General features: G+C 57.4%; 16 protein-coding genes. 15 read left to right on the forward strand and 1 reads right to left on the reverse strand.

Going from position 1 to position 16,927, the window contains the following annotated elements; genetic code table 11:
• Positions 1 to 53 precede the first annotated feature (53 nt).
• From nuoA to nuoN, 13 genes are all read left to right on the forward strand, one after another.
• A complete protein-coding gene (gene nuoA / locus FND52_RS07455) occupies positions 54 to 500 on the forward strand; it encodes an NADH-quinone oxidoreductase subunit NuoA (RefSeq protein ID WP_125291540.1) in 447 nt (148 codons plus the stop codon).
• 15 nt (positions 501 to 515) lie between these two features.
• On the forward strand, positions 516 to 1,190 hold the full coding sequence (gene nuoB / locus FND52_RS07460; protein WP_002463453.1) for an NADH-quinone oxidoreductase subunit NuoB: 675 nt from the start codon (positions 516 to 518) through the stop codon (positions 1,188 to 1,190).
• Between the two features lie 89 nt (positions 1,191 to 1,279).
• A complete protein-coding gene (gene nuoC / locus FND52_RS07465; RefSeq protein WP_125291541.1) occupies positions 1,280 to 3,091 on the forward strand; it encodes an NADH-quinone oxidoreductase subunit C/D in 1,812 nt (603 codons plus the stop codon).
• A 2-nt stretch (positions 3,092 to 3,093) separates the two neighbouring features.
• Positions 3,094 to 3,594: an NADH-quinone oxidoreductase subunit NuoE gene (gene nuoE / locus FND52_RS07470; RefSeq protein ID WP_002463451.1), complete on the forward strand. Its 501-nt coding sequence runs from the start codon at positions 3,094 to 3,096 to the stop codon at positions 3,592 to 3,594.
• Positions 3,591 to 4,928 carry an NADH-quinone oxidoreductase subunit NuoF gene (gene nuoF, locus FND52_RS07475; RefSeq protein ID WP_125291542.1) on the forward strand — a complete coding sequence of 446 codons (1,338 nt, stop codon included), beginning with the start codon at positions 3,591 to 3,593 and terminating at the stop codon, positions 4,926 to 4,928. The genes nuoE and nuoF overlap by 4 nt, the downstream gene beginning before the upstream one ends.
• A 94-nt stretch (positions 4,929 to 5,022) precedes the next feature.
• Positions 5,023 to 7,749 (forward strand): NADH-quinone oxidoreductase subunit NuoG, encoded by a 2,727-nt coding sequence (nuoG, locus tag FND52_RS07480; protein ID WP_144130268.1) that lies wholly within the window; start codon positions 5,023 to 5,025, stop codon positions 7,747 to 7,749.
• Positions 7,746 to 8,723, forward strand: coding sequence for an NADH-quinone oxidoreductase subunit NuoH (gene nuoH, locus FND52_RS07485; RefSeq protein WP_125291544.1), 978 nt, complete (start codon positions 7,746 to 7,748; stop codon positions 8,721 to 8,723). Before nuoG ends, nuoH begins: the two co-directional genes overlap by 4 nt.
• A 14-nt stretch (positions 8,724 to 8,737) precedes the next feature.
• The gene (gene nuoI / locus FND52_RS07490; protein ID WP_125291545.1) at positions 8,738 to 9,280 is read left to right on the forward strand and encodes an NADH-quinone oxidoreductase subunit NuoI; all 543 of its coding nucleotides are present in this window, start codon (positions 8,738 to 8,740) and stop codon (positions 9,278 to 9,280) included.
• Between the two features lie 11 nt (positions 9,281 to 9,291).
• Positions 9,292 to 9,846 carry an NADH-quinone oxidoreductase subunit J gene (nuoJ, locus tag FND52_RS07495; protein WP_144130270.1) on the forward strand — a complete coding sequence of 185 codons (555 nt, stop codon included), beginning with the start codon at positions 9,292 to 9,294 and terminating at the stop codon, positions 9,844 to 9,846.
• Positions 9,843 to 10,145: an NADH-quinone oxidoreductase subunit NuoK gene (gene nuoK / locus FND52_RS07500; protein ID WP_002463445.1), complete on the forward strand. Its 303-nt coding sequence runs from the start codon at positions 9,843 to 9,845 to the stop codon at positions 10,143 to 10,145. The genes nuoJ and nuoK overlap by 4 nt, the downstream gene beginning before the upstream one ends.
• Positions 10,142 to 11,983, forward strand: a complete 1,842-nt coding sequence (gene nuoL / locus FND52_RS07505) for an NADH-quinone oxidoreductase subunit L (protein WP_125291547.1) — start codon at positions 10,142 to 10,144, stop codon at positions 11,981 to 11,983. Before nuoK ends, nuoL begins: the two co-directional genes overlap by 4 nt.
• Positions 11,984 to 12,059: 76 nt before the next feature.
• Entirely contained in the window at positions 12,060 to 13,589 is a 1,530-nt protein-coding gene (nuoM, locus tag FND52_RS07510; protein WP_144130272.1) for an NADH-quinone oxidoreductase subunit M, read from the forward strand.
• 6 nt (positions 13,590 to 13,595) lie between these two features.
• A complete protein-coding gene (gene nuoN / locus FND52_RS07515) occupies positions 13,596 to 15,053 on the forward strand; it encodes an NADH-quinone oxidoreductase subunit NuoN (RefSeq protein WP_144130274.1) in 1,458 nt (485 codons plus the stop codon).
• Positions 15,054 to 15,096: 43 nt separating this feature from the next.
• On the opposite strand, the gene rnz is transcribed toward nuoN, so the two are convergent.
• Positions 15,097 to 16,011 carry a ribonuclease Z gene (gene rnz / locus FND52_RS07520; protein ID WP_144130276.1) on the reverse strand — a complete coding sequence of 305 codons (915 nt, stop codon included), beginning with the start codon at positions 16,009 to 16,011 and terminating at the stop codon, positions 15,097 to 15,099.
• Between the two features lie 65 nt (positions 16,012 to 16,076).
• Here rnz and FND52_RS07525 point away from each other — a divergent pair, with 65 nt between their 5' ends.
• Positions 16,077 to 16,526, forward strand: coding sequence for a GNAT family N-acetyltransferase (locus FND52_RS07525; RefSeq protein WP_144130277.1), 450 nt, complete (start codon positions 16,077 to 16,079; stop codon positions 16,524 to 16,526).
• A 66-nt stretch (positions 16,527 to 16,592) separates the two neighbouring features.
• Positions 16,593 to 16,904 (forward strand): stress response protein ElaB, encoded by a 312-nt coding sequence (gene elaB, locus FND52_RS07530; protein ID WP_125291553.1) that lies wholly within the window; start codon positions 16,593 to 16,595, stop codon positions 16,902 to 16,904.
• The last annotated feature ends 23 nt before the right edge of the window (positions 16,905 to 16,927 follow it).

A 16,927-nucleotide genomic window follows, 5' to 3' on the forward strand; every position in this document is an offset into this window, starting at 1 on the left:
GTTCATCTGCCAGTAAGAGCAGAGATTAACATCGTCACCATTAGAGTTAAGCAATGAGTATGTCTACATCCACTGAAGTCATCGCTCATCATTGGGCATTCGCTATCTTTCTTATTATCGCCATCGGTCTGTGTTGCCTGATGTTGGCGGGCGCTTTCTTTCTGGGTGGTCGCGCGCGCGGTCGTCAGAAAAACACGCCTTTCGAATCAGGGATCGACTCCGTCGGCACCGCTCGTCTGCGTCTTTCCGCTAAGTTTTATCTGGTGGCGATGTTCTTCGTCATCTTCGACGTGGAAGCCCTGTATCTCTTTGCATGGTCGACGTCTATCCGTGAAAGCGGATGGGTTGGCTTTGTTGAGGCCGCAATTTTCATTTTAGTGTTACTGGCTGGTCTGGTTTATCTGGCACGTATCGGTGCGCTGGACTGGACGCCCGCTCGCTCGCGTCGTAGTCAAATTAACCCTGAACCTGGCAGTCACACTAATCGTCATCCGCAGTAACAGCGAGGCATTAAGATGGATTATACGCTCACCCGCATCGATCCTGACGGTGAGAATGACCGTTACCCCCTGCAGAAACAGGAGATCGTGACCGATCCCCTGGAGCAGCACGTTCATCGTAGTGTGTACATGGGCAAACTCGAGAATGCCGTACACGACATGGTGAACTGGGGTCGTAAAAACTCAATCTGGCCTTATAACTTTGGCCTTTCCTGCTGCTACGTGGAAATGGTGACGTCGTTTACCGCAGTCCATGACGTAGCGCGTTTCGGTGCAGAAGTATTGCGTGCGTCCCCGCGTCAGGCTGACCTGATGGTGGTGGCTGGCACCTGCTTCACCAAAATGGCGCCGGTTATCCAACGTCTGTATGACCAGATGCTTGAGCCGAAATGGGTTATCTCCATGGGCGCTTGCGCAAACTCTGGCGGCATGTACGACATCTACTCCGTGGTTCAGGGCGTGGATAAGTTCATTCCGGTGGACGTGTACATTCCTGGCTGCCCGCCGCGTCCGGAGGCTTACATGCAGGCGCTGATGCTGCTGCAGGAGTCCATCGGCAAAGAGCGTCGCCCTCTGTCCTGGGTGGTTGGCGATCAGGGCGTATACCGCGCCAATATGCAGTCAGAGCGCGACCGTAAACGTGGCGAACGCATTGCTGTAACCAACTTGCGTACACCAGACGAGATTTAATTTGCGCCTGTTGGACGTGGAACAGCCTTCGCATATCAATAAACAATAGCGCGAAGCCACTTCCGGCAGTCACCAAAGAACCATTTGCAATGGTGAAAAATATGACCGATTTAACCGCGCAAGACGCCGTACTGCCAGCATGGCAAACCCGCGATCATCTCGATGATCCGGTTATCGGTGAACTGCGTAACCGTTTTGGGCCGGATGCCTTTACTGTTCAGGCGACCCGCACCGGCGTACCGGTGGTGTGGGTAAAGCGTGAACAATTACTGGAAGTAGTGGATTTCCTCAAGCGGCTCCCTAAGCCCTACGTCATGCTGTTCGATCTGCATGGCATGGATGAGCGTCTCCGCACCCACCGCGACGGTTTACCGGCCGCGGATTTTTCCGTTTTCTACCACCTGATTTCTATCGATCGCAACCGCGATATCATGCTGAAGGTGGCATTTTTAGAAAACGATCTGAACGTGCCGACGCTCACCAACCTGTTCCCCAACGCCAACTGGTATGAGCGTGAGACCTGGGAGATGTTCGGTATTACCTTTACCGGGCACCCGCACCTGACGCGCATCATGATGCCGAACACCTGGGAAGGCCACCCGCTGCGTAAGGACTATCCTGCACGAGCTACTGAATTCGACCCGTTCGAACTCACCAAGCAGAAGCAGGATCTGGAAATGGAGGCGTTGACCTTCAAACCGGAAGAGTGGGGCATGAAGCGCGGAACTGAACATGAAGATTTCATGTTCCTGAACCTCGGGCCGAACCACCCGTCAGCGCACGGTGCGTTCCGCATCATCCTGCAGCTGGACGGCGAAGAGATTGTCGACTGCGTACCGGACGTCGGTTACCACCATCGTGGTGCTGAGAAGATGGGCGAGCGCCAGTCCTGGCACAGCTACATCCCGTACACCGACCGCATTGAATACCTCGGCGGTTGCGTTAATGAAATGCCATACGTGCTGGCGGTAGAAAAACTCGCGGGGATCACCGTGCCGGATCGCGTTAACGTGATTCGCGTGATGCTTTCCGAACTATTCCGCATCAACAGCCATCTGCTTTATATTTCGACGTTTATTCAGGACGTTGGCGCAATGACGCCGGTGTTCTTTGCCTTTACTGACCGCCAGAAAATTTATGATTTAGTCGAAGCCATTACCGGCTTCCGTATGCATCCGGCCTGGTTCCGCATCGGCGGCGTCGCCCACGATCTGCCGAAAGGCTGGGAACGTCTGCTGCGCGAATTCCTCGACTGGATGCCGAAGCGTCTCGATTCCTACGAGAAAGCGGCGCTGCGCAACACCATCCTGAAAGGCCGTTCCCAGGGCGTTGCCGCTTACGGCGCGAAAGAAGCGCTGGAGTGGGGTACCACGGGCGCGGCGCTGCGTGCGACCGGCATTAACTTCGACGTGCGTAAAGCGCGTCCGTATTCCGGTTATGAAAACTTCGACTTTGAAGTACCGGTGGGCGGTGGCGTCAGCGACTGTTACACCCGCGTGATGCTCAAAGTTGAAGAGCTGCGCCAGAGCTTGCGTATTCTTGAGCAGTGCTACAAGAACATGCCGGAAGGCCCGTTCAAGGCGGATCACCCGCTGACCACGCCGCCGCCGAAAGAGCGCACGCTGCAACATATCGAAACCCTGATTACTCACTTCCTGCAGGTTTCCTGGGGCCCGGTAATGCCGGCCAACGAATCCTTCCAGATGATTGAGGCAACCAAGGGTATTAACAGTTACTACCTGACCAGCGACGGCAGCACCATGAGCTACCGCACGCGCATTCGTACCCCGAGCTTCCCGCACCTGCAGCAGATCCCGTCTGCCATTCGCGGCAGCCTGGTGTCCGACCTGATTGTCTATCTGGGTAGTATCGATTTTGTTATGTCTGATGTGGATCGCTAATTATGCACGAGAATCAACAACCACAGACCGAGGCTTTTGAGCTGAGTGCGGCAGAGCGTGAGGCAATTGAGCACGAAAAGCACCACTACGAAGACCCGCGTGCGGCGTCCATTGAAGCGCTGAAAATCGTACAGAAACAGCGTGGCTGGGTGCCGGACGGTGCAATCTACGCCATTGCCGAGGTGCTGGGCATCCCGGCGAGCGACGTCGAAGGCGTAGCCACGTTTTATAGCCAGATTTTCCGCCAGCCGGTTGGCCGCCACGTGATCCGCTATTGCGACAGCGTGGTATGCCATATCACCGGTTACCAGGGCATTCAGTCGGCCATTGAAAAGCATTTGCAGATCAAGCCGGGCCAGACGACCTTTGATGGCCGTTTCACCCTGCTGCCGACCTGCTGCCTGGGCAACTGCGACAAAGGGCCGAGCATGATGATCGATGAAGACACGCATGCTTACCTGACGCCGGAGAAAATCCCTGACCTGCTGGAGCAGTACAAATGAAAACCGTCATTCGCACTCCAGAAACCCATCCGCTGACCTGGCGTCTGCGCGATGATGAACAGCCAGTGTGGCTTGACGAATACCGCAGCAAAAACGGTTACGAGGGCGCGCGCAAGGCCCTGACCGGTTTGTCGCCGGACGAAATCGTCAACCAGGTGAAAGATTCGGGCCTGAAAGGCCGCGGCGGCGCAGGCTTCTCCACCGGTTTGAAGTGGAGCCTGATGCCGAAAGACGAATCCATGAACATCCGTTACCTGCTGTGTAACGCCGATGAAATGGAGCCGGGCACCTATAAAGACCGTCTGCTGATGGAACAGCTGCCGCACCTGCTGGTGGAAGGCATGCTGATCTCCGCATTCGCGCTGAAAGCCTACCGTGGCTACATCTTCCTGCGCGGCGAATACATCGAAGCGGCGGATCGCCTGCGTCGCGCTATCGCGGAAGCCACCGAAGCGGGTCTGCTGGGTAAAAACATTCTCGGTTCCGGTTTTGATTTTGAGCTGTTCGTGCACACCGGCGCGGGCCGTTATATCTGCGGGGAAGAAACCGCGCTGATTAACTCGCTGGAAGGCCGCCGCGCGAACCCGCGCTCTAAGCCGCCGTTCCCGGCAAGCTCCGGCGTATGGGGTAAACCGACCTGTGTAAACAACGTCGAAACCCTGTGCAACGTGCCGGCGATCCTCGCCAACGGCGTGGAGTGGTACCAGAATATCTCGAAGAGCAAAGATGCTGGCACCAAGCTGATGGGCTTCTCAGGCCGCGTGAAAAACCCGGGCCTGTGGGAACTGCCGTTCGGCACCACCGCGCGCGAAATCCTTGAAGACTACGCGGGCGGCATGCGCGATGGCCTGAAGTTTAAAGCCTGGCAGCCAGGCGGCGCGGGGACTGACTTCCTGACCGAAGCGCATCTCGACCTGCCGATGGAATTCGAAAGCATTGGTAAAGCGGGTAGCCGTCTCGGCACCGCGCTGGCGATGGCCGTGGATCACGAAATCGGCATGGTCTCGCTGGTACGCAACCTTGAAGAGTTCTTCGCACGTGAATCCTGCGGATGGTGTACGCCTTGCCGCGACGGTTTGCCGTGGAGCGTGAAGATTCTGCGCGCGCTGGAGCGTGGGGAAGGACAACCGGGGGATATCGAAACCCTCGAGCAGTTGTGCCGCTTCCTCGGCCCAGGCAAAACCTTCTGCGCCCATGCGCCAGGTGCAGTCGAGCCGCTTCAGAGTGCGATTAAATATTTCCGCGACGAATTCGAAGCCGGGATCAAACAGCCGTTCAGCAATACCCATTTGATTAATGGTATTCAGCCGAACCTTTTAAAAGCACGCTGGTGATCCTGCCGTCTTTAGAGCAAAAGACGCGACGGTCGTATAAAGAATTTTGATTAACGCTCGGCTTTAAGCTGAGATAACTGGAAGCATGCTGACTATGGCTACGATTCATGTAGACGGCAAAGAATACGAGGTCAATGGAGCGGACAACCTGTTAGAAGCTTGTCTCTCTATGGGTCTTGATATTCCTTATTTTTGCTGGCATCCAGCGCTGGGGAGCGTTGGAGCTTGCCGCCAGTGTGCGGTGAAGCAATATCAGAACGCGGAAGATACCCGCGGTCGCCTGGTGATGTCCTGTATGACACCGGCAACCGATGGCACTTTTATTTCTATCGATGACGAAGAAGCGAAGCAGTTCCGCGAAAGCGTTGTGGAATGGTTAATGACTAACCACCCGCACGACTGTCCGGTCTGTGAAGAGGGCGGTAACTGCCATCTTCAGGATATGACGGTGATGACCGGTCATAGCTTCCGCCGCTATCGTTTTACCAAACGTACCCACCGCAATCAGGATCTCGGTCCGTTTATCTCCCACGAGATGAACCGCTGTATCGCCTGCTACCGCTGCGTGCGTTACTACAAAGACTACGCTGACGGCGAAGATCTGGGCGTGTATGGCGCGCACGACAACGTCTACTTTGGTCGCCCGGAAGACGGCACGCTGGAAAGCGAGTTCTCCGGTAACCTGGTAGAAATCTGTCCGACCGGCGTATTCACCGATAAAACCCACTCCGAACGCTATAACCGTAAATGGGATATGCAGTTCGCGCCGAGCATCTGCCAGCAGTGCTCGCTGGGTTGCAACACCAGCCCGGGCGAACGCTATGGCGAACTGCGCCGCATCGAAAACCGCTACAACGGCACCGTGAACCACTACTTCCTGTGCGACCGTGGCCGTTTCGGCTATGGCTACGTCAACCTGAAAGACCGTCCGCGTCAGCCGGTTCAACGCCGTGGCGATGACTGGATCACCCTCAACGCCGAGCAGGCGATGCAAGGGGCGGCGGATATTCTGCGCCAGTCGAAGAAAGTGATCGGTATCGGTTCCCCGCGCGCCAGCGTGGAGAGCAACTTCGCCCTGCGCGAACTGGTGGGAGCGGAAAACTTCTATACCGGCATTGCGGCGGGCGAACAACAGCGCCTGCAGCTGATGCTGGACGTACTGCGTAACAGCGGCGTCCATACCCCGGCGCTGCGTGAAATTGAATCTTACGACGCGGTATTGATCCTCGGCGAAGACCTGACCCAGACCGGCGCACGCGCTGCCCTGGCGGTGCGTCAGGCGGTGAAAGGTAAAGCGCGCGAAATGGCGGCGGCCCAGAAAGTGGCCGACTGGCAGATTGCGGCGATCCTCAACATCGGCCAGCGCGCTAAACACCCGCTGTTCGTGACTAACGTCGATAACACCCGTCTGGACGATATCGCCGCGTGGACCTATCGCGCGCCGGTTGAAGACCAGGCGCGTTTAGGTTTCGCCATCGCCCACGGTCTGGATAACAGCGCCCCGGCGGTTGACGGCATCGATCGCGATTTGCAAAACAAGATCGACGTGATCGTCCAGGCGCTGGCCGGTGCGAAAAAACCGTTGATCATCTCCGGCACCAACGCCGGCAGCGCTGACGTGATCCACGCAGCGGCTAACGTGGCGAAAGCCCTGAAAGGCCGTGGCGCGGATGTCGGCATCACCATGATCGCCCGTGCGGTAAACAGCGTCGGCCTCGGCATGATCGGCGGCGGTTCGCTTGATGACGCGCTGACCGAGCTGGAAACCGGCGCCGCCGATGCGGTTGTGGTGCTGGAAAACGATCTGCACCGCCACGCTTCTGCCGCGCGCGTTGACGCAGCGCTCAGCAAAGCGCCGCTGGTGATGGTTATCGACCACCAGCGCACCGCGATCATGGACAAAGCCCATCTGGTGCTGTCCACCGCGAGCTTCGCCGAAAGCGACGGCACGGTTATCAACAACGAAGGCCGCGCACAGCGCTTCTTCCAGGTGTATGAGCCGTCTTACTACGACAGCAGCATCACCATGCTGGAAAGCTGGCGCTGGCTGCACTCCCTGCACAGCACCGTGAAGAGCCGTGAAGTGGACTGGACGCAGCTTGACCATGTCATCGACGCGGTGGTGGAACAGCTGCCGCAGCTCGCGGGCATTAAAAACGCCGCGCCGGATGCCTCTTTCCGCATTCGCGGGCAGAAACTGGCTCGCGAACCGCACCGCTACAGTGGCCGTACCGCGATGCGCGCCAACATCAGCGTGCACGAACCGCGCCAGCCGCAGGACAAAGACACCATGTTCGCCTTCTCCATGGAAGGGAACAACCATCCGGACGCGCCGCGTTCTCAGGTGCCGTTCGCCTGGGCTCCGGGCTGGAACTCCCCGCAGGCCTGGAACAAATTCCAGGACGAAGTGGGGGGTAAACTGCGCCACGGCGATCCGGGCGTGCGTCTGATCGAAGCATCGGAAACCGGTCTGGATTACTTCAGCGACGTACCGGCAGGCTTCACTGCGCAGGACGGTGAATGGCGTATCGCGCCGTACTATCACCTGTTCGGTAGCGATGAAATGTCCCAGCGTTCGCCGGTTTTCCAGAGCCGTATGCCGCAGCCGTATATCAAGCTCAACCCGGCGGATGCCGCGAAGCTTGGCGTTAATGCGGGCGCGAAGGTCTCCTTCAATTACGACGGGCAGACCGTGACCTTACCGCTGGTGATTTCCGAAGGGCTGACGGCAGGGCAGGTCGGCTTACCTATGGGCATGCCGGGTATCGCGCCAGTGCTGGCCGGTGCGCGTCTTGATGATCTGCAGGAGGCTCAACAATGAGTTGGTTAACACCGGATGTTATTGAGATTCTGCTGACCATCCTCAAAGCGGTTGTCATTCTGCTGGTAGTGGTAACTTGCGGGGCGTTCATGAGCTTCGGCGAACGCCGCCTTCTGGGCCTGTTCCAGAACCGCTACGGACCGAACCGCGTTGGCTGGGGCGGTTCGCTCCAGCTGGTTGCGGACATGATCAAGATGTTCTTTAAAGAAGACTGGGTCCCGCGCTTTACCGACCGCGTCATCTTTACCCTGGCACCGATGATCGCTTTTACCTCGCTGCTGCTGGCCTTTGCAATTGTGCCGGTCAGCCCGAGCTGGGTGGTGGCCGATCTCAACATTGGTATCCTCTTCTTCCTGATGATGGCAGGCCTCGCGGTGTACGCGGTGCTGTTCGCCGGCTGGTCGAGCAATAACAAATACTCCCTGCTGGGGGCGATGCGCGCATCTGCGCAGACCCTGAGCTACGAAGTGTTTTTAGGCCTCTCCCTGATGGGCGTGGTGGCGCAGGCCGGTTCATTTAACATGACCGACATCGTCAACAACCAGGCGGACATCTGGAACGTCATCCCGCAGTTCTTTGGTTTTGTGACCTTTGCGATTGCCGGCGTGGCGGTGTGTCACCGTCACCCGTTTGACCAACCGGAAGCCGAGCAGGAACTGGCAGATGGTTACCACATCGAATATTCCGGTATGAAATTCGGTCTGTTCTTTGTGGGCGAGTACATCGGTATTGTTACCGTGTCGGCGCTGATGGTAACGCTGTTCTTCGGTGGCTGGCATGGCCCATGGTTGCCTCCTTTCATCTGGTTCGCGCTGAAAACCGCGTTCTTCATGATGATGTTTATTTTGATTCGCGCCTCATTACCGCGTCCGCGTTATGACCAGGTAATGTCCTTCGGCTGGAAAGTGTGCCTGCCGTTGACGCTGATCAACTTGTTGGCAACGGCGGCTGTCATTTTGTGGCAGGCGCAATAAGGGGTGAAAAAACCATGACATTGAAAGACATAGTGGTGGGTTTCGGCACCCAGGTGCGTAGTATCTGGATGATTGGCTTGCATGCCTTTGCCAAACGCGAAACCCGCATGTATCCGGAAGAGCCGGTTTATCTGCCGCCGCGCTACCGTGGCCGCATCGTGCTGACGCGCGACCCGGACGGTTCCGAGCGCTGCGTTGCCTGTAACCTGTGTGCGGTAGCTTGTCCGGTAGGCTGTATCTCGCTGCAAAAAGCAGAAACCGTGGATGGCCGCTGGTATCCGGAATTTTTCCGCATCAACTTCTCACGCTGCATTTTCTGCGGCATGTGTGAAGAAGCCTGCCCGACCACCGCAATCCAGCTGACGCCGGATTTCGAAATGGGCGAGTTCAAACGTCAGGATCTGGTGTACGAGAAAGAGGATCTGCTGATTTCCGGTCCGGGCAAATACCCGGAGTACAACTTCTACCGGATGGCAGGTATGGCAATCGACGGAAAAGACAAAGGCGAAGCAGAGAACGAAGCCAAGCCTATCGACGTCAAGAGCCTGTTACCGTAAGGAGAGTGGCAATGGAATTCGCGTTTTACATATGTGCCCTTGTGGCAATACTCGCCACCTTACGGGTTATCACGCACACCAATCCGGTACACGCGCTGCTGTATCTGATCATTTCGCTGCTGGCGATTTCGGGCGTGTTCTTTTCACTGGGCGCTTACTTCGCCGGTGCGCTGGAAATCATCGTCTACGCGGGCGCCATTATGGTGCTGTTCGTGTTCGTGGTGATGATGCTCAACCTCGGCGGCTCCGAGATCGAACAGGAGCGCCAGTGGCTGAAGCCGCAGGTGTGGATCGGTCCGGGCCTGCTGTCCGCCGTACTGCTGGCGGTGCTGGTTTACGCCATCATGAGCGTCAACGATCAGGGTATCGACGGTACGCCGGTATTTGCCAAAGAAGTGGGGATTACGCTGTTTGGTCCTTACGTTCTGGCGGTGGAACTGGCCTCTATGCTGCTGCTGGCGGGCCTGGTTGTTGCCTTCCACGTTGGGCGCGAAGATCGTCCCGGCGAAGTGCTGAGCAACCGTCCTGAAGACCGGGCGAAAAGAAAATTGGAGGAGCACGCATGATCCCCTTACAACACGGGCTGATCCTCGCGGCCATATTGTTTGTGCTTGGGCTGACGGGCCTGGTGATCCGTCGCAATCTGCTGTTTATGCTGATTGGACTGGAAATCATGATTAATGCTGCCGCGCTGGCGTTTGTCGTCGCGGGAAGCTACTGGGGGCAGACGGACGGGCAGGTGATGTACATCCTGGCTATCAGCCTGGCTGCCGCAGAAGCCAGTATTGGCCTGGCGCTGTTGCTACAGCTCCATCGTCGTCGCCAGAATCTGAATATCGATTCAGTAAGTGAGATGCGTGGATGAACCTCCTTTGGTTAACCATTTTTCTGCCATTGATTGGCTATGTACTGCTGGCGTTCTCGCGCGGACGCTGGTCTGAGAATTTATCTGCGACCATCGGCATGGGCTCTGTGGGCCTGGCCGCGCTGGTCACGGCGTATGCGGGCATCGATTTCCTGAACAGCGGCCGTGAGCCGTTCGTTCAGCCGCTCTGGACCTGGATGGCGGTCGGTGATTTCAACATCGGCTTCAATCTGGTGCTGGACGGGCTGTCGCTCACCATGCTGTCGGTGGTGACTGGCGTCGGTTTCCTGATCCACATGTTCGCTTCCTGGTACATGCGCGGTGAAGAGGGCTATTCGCGCTTCTTCGCCTACACCAACCTGTTTATCGCCAGCATGGTCATTCTGGTGCTGGCCGATAACCTGCTGCTGATGTACCTCGGCTGGGAAGGCGTGGGCCTGTGTTCTTACCTGCTGATCGGCTTCTACTACACCGATCCGAAAAACGGCGCGGCGGCGATGAAAGCCTTCGTGGTAACCCGTGTCGGTGACGTATTCCTCGCGTTCGCGCTGTTCATCCTCTACAACGAGCTGGGCACCCTGAACTTCCGCGAGATGGTGGAGCTGGCTCCACAGCACTTCGCTGATGGCAACACCATGATCCAGTGGGCGACGTTGATGCTGCTGGGCGGCGCGGTGGGTAAATCGGCGCAGCTGCCGTTGCAGACCTGGCTTGCGGACGCGATGGCTGGCCCGACGCCGGTCTCCGCGCTGATCCACGCCGCAACCATGGTGACCGCGGGCGTTTATCTTATCGCCCGTACCCATGGCCTGTTCCTGCTGACCCCGGAAGTATTGCATCTGGTGGGTATCGTGGGTGCGGTAACGCTGGTGCTGGCTGGTTTCGCGGCGCTGGTGCAGACCGACATCAAACGCGTACTTGCATACTCCACCATGAGCCAGATTGGCTACATGTTCCTGGCGCTGGGCGTACAGGCGTGGGATGCGGCGATTTTCCACCTGATGACCCACGCGTTCTTTAAAGCGCTGCTGTTCCTGTCGTCCGGTTCGGTGATCCTGGCCTGCCACCACGAACAGAACATCTTCAAAATGGGTGGTCTGCGTAAGTCGATTCCGCTGGTCTACGTCTGCTTCCTGGTAGGCGGCGCGGCGCTGGCGGCACTGCCAATGATTACCGCAGGCTTCTTCAGTAAGGACGAAATTCTGGCGGGTGCCATGGCTAACGGTCATATCAATCTGATGATCGCCGGTCTGGCGGGGGCGTTTATGACCTCGCTGTACACCTTCCGTATGATTTTCATCGTGTTCCACGGCAAAGAGCAAATTCACGCTCACGCAGGGAAGGGGATTACCCATCACCTGCCGCTGATCGTACTGCTGGTTTTGTCGACCTTCATCGGCGCGCTGATTGTGCCGCCGCTGCAGGGCGTACTGCCGGATACCACCGAGCTTGAGCATGGCCGCATGCTGACCCTGGAAATTGCTTCCGGCGTGGTCGCTATCGCGGGCATCGTGATTGCCGCGTGGCTGTGGCTGGGCAAACGCACACTGGTGACGTCTATCGCCAACAGCGCGCCGGGCCGTCTGCTGGGCACCTGGTGGTATAACGCCTGGGGCTTTGACTGGCTGTACGATATGATCTTCGTAAAACCGTTCCTCGGTATCGCCTGGCTGATTAAGCGCGATCCGCTGAACGCTCTGATGAACACCCCGGCAGTACTGTCGCGCTTCGCAGGTAAAGGCCTGCTGTTTAGCGAGAACGGCTACCTGCGCTGGTACGTGGCGTCAATGAGCATCGGTGCGGTCGTGGTTCTCGGCCTGCTGATGGTGTTGCGTTGATCGATTAGTGAATTTTAAAAGAATTCGTTGAAAATCAGGCCCTTTCGGAGGGCCTTAAAAAGGAATGTAAATCGCCATGTTACTACCCTGGCTAATACTTATTCCCTTTATCGGTGGGTTTCTGTGCTGGCAGACCGAACGCTTCGGCGTGAAGGTGCCGCGCTGGATCGCGCTGATCACTATGGGATTGACGCTGGCGCTCTCTTTGCAACTGTGGTTGCAGGGGGGTTACGGATTAACGCAAGCAGCGGGCCTGCCGCAGTGGCAGTCTGAGTTTGTGATGCAGTGGATCCCCCGCTTCGGGATCACCATTCACCTGGCAATTGATGGCCTGTCGCTGCTGATGGTGGTGTTGACCGGTCTGCTGGGCGTGCTGGCTGTGCTCTGTTCCTGGAACGAGATCGAGAAATATCAGGGCTTCTTTCACCTTAACCTGATGTGGATCCTGGGCGGCGTCATCGGTGTGTTCCTTGCCATCGATATGTTCCTGTTCTTCTTCTTCTGGGAAATGATGCTGGTGCCGATGTACTTCCTGATCGCGCTGTGGGGGCACAAAGCCTCTGACGGGAAAACGCGTATCACGGCGGCCACCAAATTCTTTATCTACACCCAGGCAAGCGGCCTGGTGATGCTGATTGCCATTCTGGCGCTGGTGTTTGTGCACTACAACGCGACCGACGTCTGGACCTTCAACTACGAGCAACTGTTGAATACACCGATGTCTCGCAACGTTGAATGGCTGCTGATGCTTGGCTTCTTCATCGCCTTCGCGGTGAAAATGCCGGTGGTGCCGCTGCACGGCTGGTTACCGGATGCGCACTCCCAGGCACCGACGGCGGGTTCTGTCGACCTGGCGGGGATTTTGCTGAAAACCGCGGCCTACGGTCTGCTGCGCTTCTCGCTGCCGCTGTTCCCGAACGCGTCCGCGGAGTTCGCGCCTATCGCCATGTGGCTGGGCGTGATCGGCATTTTCTACGGCGCGTGGATGGCCTTTACCCAGTACGACATCAAACGCCTGATCGCCTACACCTCCGTTTCCCATATGGGCTTCGTGCTGATCGCCATCTATACTGGCAGCCAGCTCGCTTACCAGGGCGCGGTGATCCAGATGATCGCCCACGGCCTGTCGGCGGCGGGTCTGTTTATTCTCTGCGGTCAGCTGTATGAGCGCCTGCACACCCGCGATATGCGGATGATGGGCGGCCTGTGGAGCAAAATTAAGTGGCTGCCTGCGCTGTCGATGTTCTTCGCGGTTGCCACCCTGGGTATGCCAGGCACCGGTAACTTCGTGGGTGAATTCATGATCCTGTTCGGCAGCTTCCAGGTTGTGCCAGCGATCACCGTGATTTCTGCCTTCGGTCTGGTGTTTGCGTCGGTTTACTCACTGGCGATGCTGCATCGCGCTTACTTCGGTAAAGCGAAAAGCCAGTTGAGCAATCAGGATCTGCCAGGGATGTCACTGCGCGAGCTGTTTATTATTCTGTTGCTGGTAGCGCTGTTGGTGCTGCTTGGCTTCTATCCGCAGCCGATTCTGGATACCTCGCACTCTGCTATGGGCAATATCCAGCAGTGGTTTGTTAATTCTGCTTCTACTACAAGGCCGTAATTCGCCATGACAATAACTCCACAACAACTGATCGCGCTGCTACCGCTGCTCGTCGTGGGCTTTACGGTAGTGGTGGTGATGCTCTCCATTGCGTGGCGACGCAACCACTTTGTGAATGCCACAATCTCGGTGGTTGGTCTGAACGCCGCGCTAATCTCCCTCTGGTTCGTTGGCCAGGCGGGGGCGATGGACGTCACGCCGCTGATGCGCGTTGATGGCTACGCGATGTTCTATACCGGCCTGGTGCTGCTGGCGAGCCTCGCTACCTGTACCTTCGCCTACCCGTGGTTAGAGGGCTATTACGACAACAAAGAAGAGTTCTATCTTCTGGTGTTGATCGCGGCGCTGGGCGGCATTCTGCTGGCTAACGCCAACCACCTGGCCTCGCTGTTCCTGGGTATCGAGCTGATCTCCCTGCCGCTGTTTGGCCTGATTGGCTACGCGTATCGCCAGAAACGTTCGCTGGAAGCGAGCATCAAGTACACCATTCTGTCGGCGGCGGCCTCGTCGTTCCTGCTGTTTGGTATGGCGCTGGTGTACGCGGAGTCCGGCAGCCTGTCGTTTGTTAGCCTCGGTAAAAGCCTGGCGGACAACATGCTGCACGAACCGCTGCTGCTGGCGGGCCTGGGTATGATGATCGTCGGTCTGGGCTTCAAACTTTCTCTGGTGCCGTTCCACCTGTGGACGCCGGATGTGTATCAGGGCGCGCCTGCGCCGGTCTCCACCTTCCTGGCGACCGCCAGCAAAATCGCCATTTTCAGCGTGGTGATGCGTCTGTTCCTGTACGCGCCGGTGGGCGACAGCGAAGCGATTCGCGTGGTGCTGGGCATTATCGCGTTCGTATCGATTATCTTCGGTAACCTGATGGCGCTCAGCCAGACCAACATTAAACGTCTGCTGGGTTACTCCTCCATCTCTCATCTGGGCTATCTGCTGGTGGCGCTGATTGCGCTGCAAAGCGGACAGATGTCGATGGAAACCGTAGGCGTGTATCTGGCCGGTTACCTGTTCAGCAGCCTCGGCGCGTTCGGCGTGGTGAGCCTGATGTCCAGCCCGTACCGTGGCCCGGACGCCGACTCGCTGTACTCCTACCGTGGCCTGTTCTGGCACCGTCCGATCCTGTCGGCGGTCATGACGGTGATGATGCTGTCGCTGGCGGGTATCCCGATGACGCTGGGCTTTATCGGTAAGTTCTACGTGCTGGCAGTCGGCGTACAGGATAGCCTGTGGTGGCTGGTTGCCGCCGTGGTGGTAGGTTCGGCGATTGGTCTCTACTACTACCTGCGCGTAGCGGTAAGCCTGTATCTGAACGCGCCGCAGCAGCTGAACCGCGATGCGCCGTCTAACTGGCAGTACAGCGCAGGCGGTATCGTGGTACTGATCTCCGCGCTGCTGGTGCTGGTGCTCGGCGTATGGCCGCAGCCGCTGATTAGCCTGGTGCAGTTAGCCGAACCGTTGATGTAACAGCCAACGTTGTGAACAAAACCGCCACTTGCTGGCGGTTTTTTTATATCTGCACCTTCATAAAATCTTCAGCGGCGAGGGTATCAGGGAAAATTTCCCGGCACTCGCGCAGCAGCGCTTCACAACCCACTTCATCATAGCGCGAGCTGAAATGGGTAATCACTAACCGCCCGACGCCAGCGGCTTTAGCGACCTCGGCGGCCTGTACCGTGGTGGAGTGGCCCCGGCTGTTGGCTTTCTCCGCCATTGCGGCTTCCAGGGTCGTTTCATGTACCATCACATCCACACCCTGCGCCAGCGCGACGGCAGCGGGCGTCGGCCCGGTATCGCCGAAAATCGCCAGGGTTTTGCCTTTTTGCGCCGGGCCAGAATATTCCCTGTCGTGGATAACGCGGCCATCGTCCAGCGTGACGGTTTCTCCACGCTTGAGCTGCTGAAAATGCGGGCCAGGCATCACGCCCTCTGCCTTCAGGCGTGCGGCATCGAGCGCGCCGGGCTTATCGTGCTGTTCAATGCGGTAGCCGTAGCATTCCACCGGATGGGTGAGGGGATACGCCGTGACGCGAAATTCGCTATCGCAAAACACCTCGCCGGCGCTAATTTCCACAATCTCCAGCGGAAAGCCGGTCCAGGAGCCGCTGAGCCGCAACGCCATCCCGATAAACTGGCGTATGCCCTGCGGGCCATACACCGTCAGCGGGTTTTCATTGCCCGCCATTGAGCGGCTGCACAACAGCCCCGGCAGGCCAAAAATATGGTCGCCGTGTAAATGGGTGATAAAAATTTTGCTCAGCTTGCCGGGATTAAACGCCGTATGCAGCATCTGATGCTGGGTGCCTTCGCCGCAGTCGAACAGCCAGTAATGCGGCTGGTTATTCATCGGGTTAAACACCATCGACGTTACGTTGCGGGTTTTGCAGGGCACGCCAGCGGAGGTGCCTAAAAATGTCAATTCCATCCCGCGTTATCCTCCTGAATGCTTTAGTATGAGAACGACCATTATGCACCATAAAGGAGCGCTCCATGATTCACTGGCACGATCTTCACCACTCAGAATTGGATGTCCCGACGCTGTACGCGGTACTGCAGCTGCGTTGCGCCGTGTTTGTGGTTGAGCAAACCTGCGCTTATCAGGATATCGACGGTGACGATCTGGTTGGAGAGAACCGCCATATTCTCGGCTGGCATCACGGCAGGCTGGTGGCTTATGCGAGGATTCTGAAAAGCGATAACGATTTTGAGCCGGTCGTGATTGGCCGGGTAATTGTCGACGCCAGCCTGCGCGGTGAAAAACTTGGCCAGCAGCTGATGAGCCAAACCCTCGCTTCGTGCCTGCAGCACTGGCCTGGCAAGGCGTTGTACCTTGGCGCACAGGCGCACTTGCAGGCGTTCTATCAGCGCTTTGGCTTTGCGCCCGTTACCGGGGTCTACGAGGAAGACGGCATTCCCCATATTGGAATGGCCAGAGAATAAGCGGCAAAAAGCGCTTCCCTTGTCTATATTTAGCTGACGTGTGTTAAATCCTGATGGAGAAAAGCGATGACTCAGAATAACGAACAGTTCAATACCCGGATTGATGATGATTTGTCACTGCTTAGCGATACGTTAGAGGAAGTGCTGCGCTCGTCGGGCGATCCGGCGGATCAGAAATACATTGAATTAAAAGCCCGTGCTGAACAGGCCTTAAACGATGTGAAAGCCCGCGTGTCCAACGCGTCCGACAACTACTATTTCCGCGCTAAAAAAGCGGTGTACCGCGCGGATGACTATGTTCATGAGCAGCCGTGGAAAGGTATCGGTATCGGCGCTGCCGCCGGTCTGGTGCTGGGTATCCTGCTGGCTCGCCGCTAAACGCGGATTCCTCACCCCTGGTA

The sequence above is a fragment of the Atlantibacter subterraneus genome (assembly GCF_007570865.1).
Classification (GTDB): Bacteria; Pseudomonadota; Gammaproteobacteria; order Enterobacterales; family Enterobacteriaceae; genus Atlantibacter; species Atlantibacter subterraneus.

Coding starts and splice junctions, on each gene's coding strand:
- nuoA (WP_125291540.1), top strand. CDS start 54: ATGAGTATGTCTACATCCACTGAAGTCATCGCTCATCATTGGGCATTC.
- nuoB (WP_002463453.1), top strand. CDS start 516: ATGGATTATACGCTCACCCGCATCGATCCTGACGGTGAGAATGACCGT.
- nuoC (WP_125291541.1), top strand. CDS start 1,280: ATGGTGAAAAATATGACCGATTTAACCGCGCAAGACGCCGTACTGCCA.
- nuoE (WP_002463451.1), top strand. CDS start 3,094: ATGCACGAGAATCAACAACCACAGACCGAGGCTTTTGAGCTGAGTGCG.
- nuoF (WP_125291542.1), top strand. CDS start 3,591: ATGAAAACCGTCATTCGCACTCCAGAAACCCATCCGCTGACCTGGCGT.
- nuoG (WP_144130268.1), top strand. CDS start 5,023: ATGGCTACGATTCATGTAGACGGCAAAGAATACGAGGTCAATGGAGCG.
- nuoH (WP_125291544.1), top strand. CDS start 7,746: ATGAGTTGGTTAACACCGGATGTTATTGAGATTCTGCTGACCATCCTC.
- nuoI (WP_125291545.1), top strand. CDS start 8,738: ATGACATTGAAAGACATAGTGGTGGGTTTCGGCACCCAGGTGCGTAGT.
- nuoJ (WP_144130270.1), top strand. CDS start 9,292: ATGGAATTCGCGTTTTACATATGTGCCCTTGTGGCAATACTCGCCACC.
- nuoK (WP_002463445.1), top strand. CDS start 9,843: ATGATCCCCTTACAACACGGGCTGATCCTCGCGGCCATATTGTTTGTG.
- nuoL (WP_125291547.1), top strand. CDS start 10,142: ATGAACCTCCTTTGGTTAACCATTTTTCTGCCATTGATTGGCTATGTA.
- nuoM (WP_144130272.1), top strand. CDS start 12,060: ATGTTACTACCCTGGCTAATACTTATTCCCTTTATCGGTGGGTTTCTG.
- nuoN (WP_144130274.1), top strand. CDS start 13,596: ATGACAATAACTCCACAACAACTGATCGCGCTGCTACCGCTGCTCGTC.
- rnz (WP_144130276.1), bottom strand. CDS start 16,011: ATGGAATTGACATTTTTAGGCACCTCCGCTGGCGTGCCCTGCAAAACC.
- FND52_RS07525 (WP_144130277.1), top strand. CDS start 16,077: ATGATTCACTGGCACGATCTTCACCACTCAGAATTGGATGTCCCGACG.
- elaB (WP_125291553.1), top strand. CDS start 16,593: ATGACTCAGAATAACGAACAGTTCAATACCCGGATTGATGATGATTTG.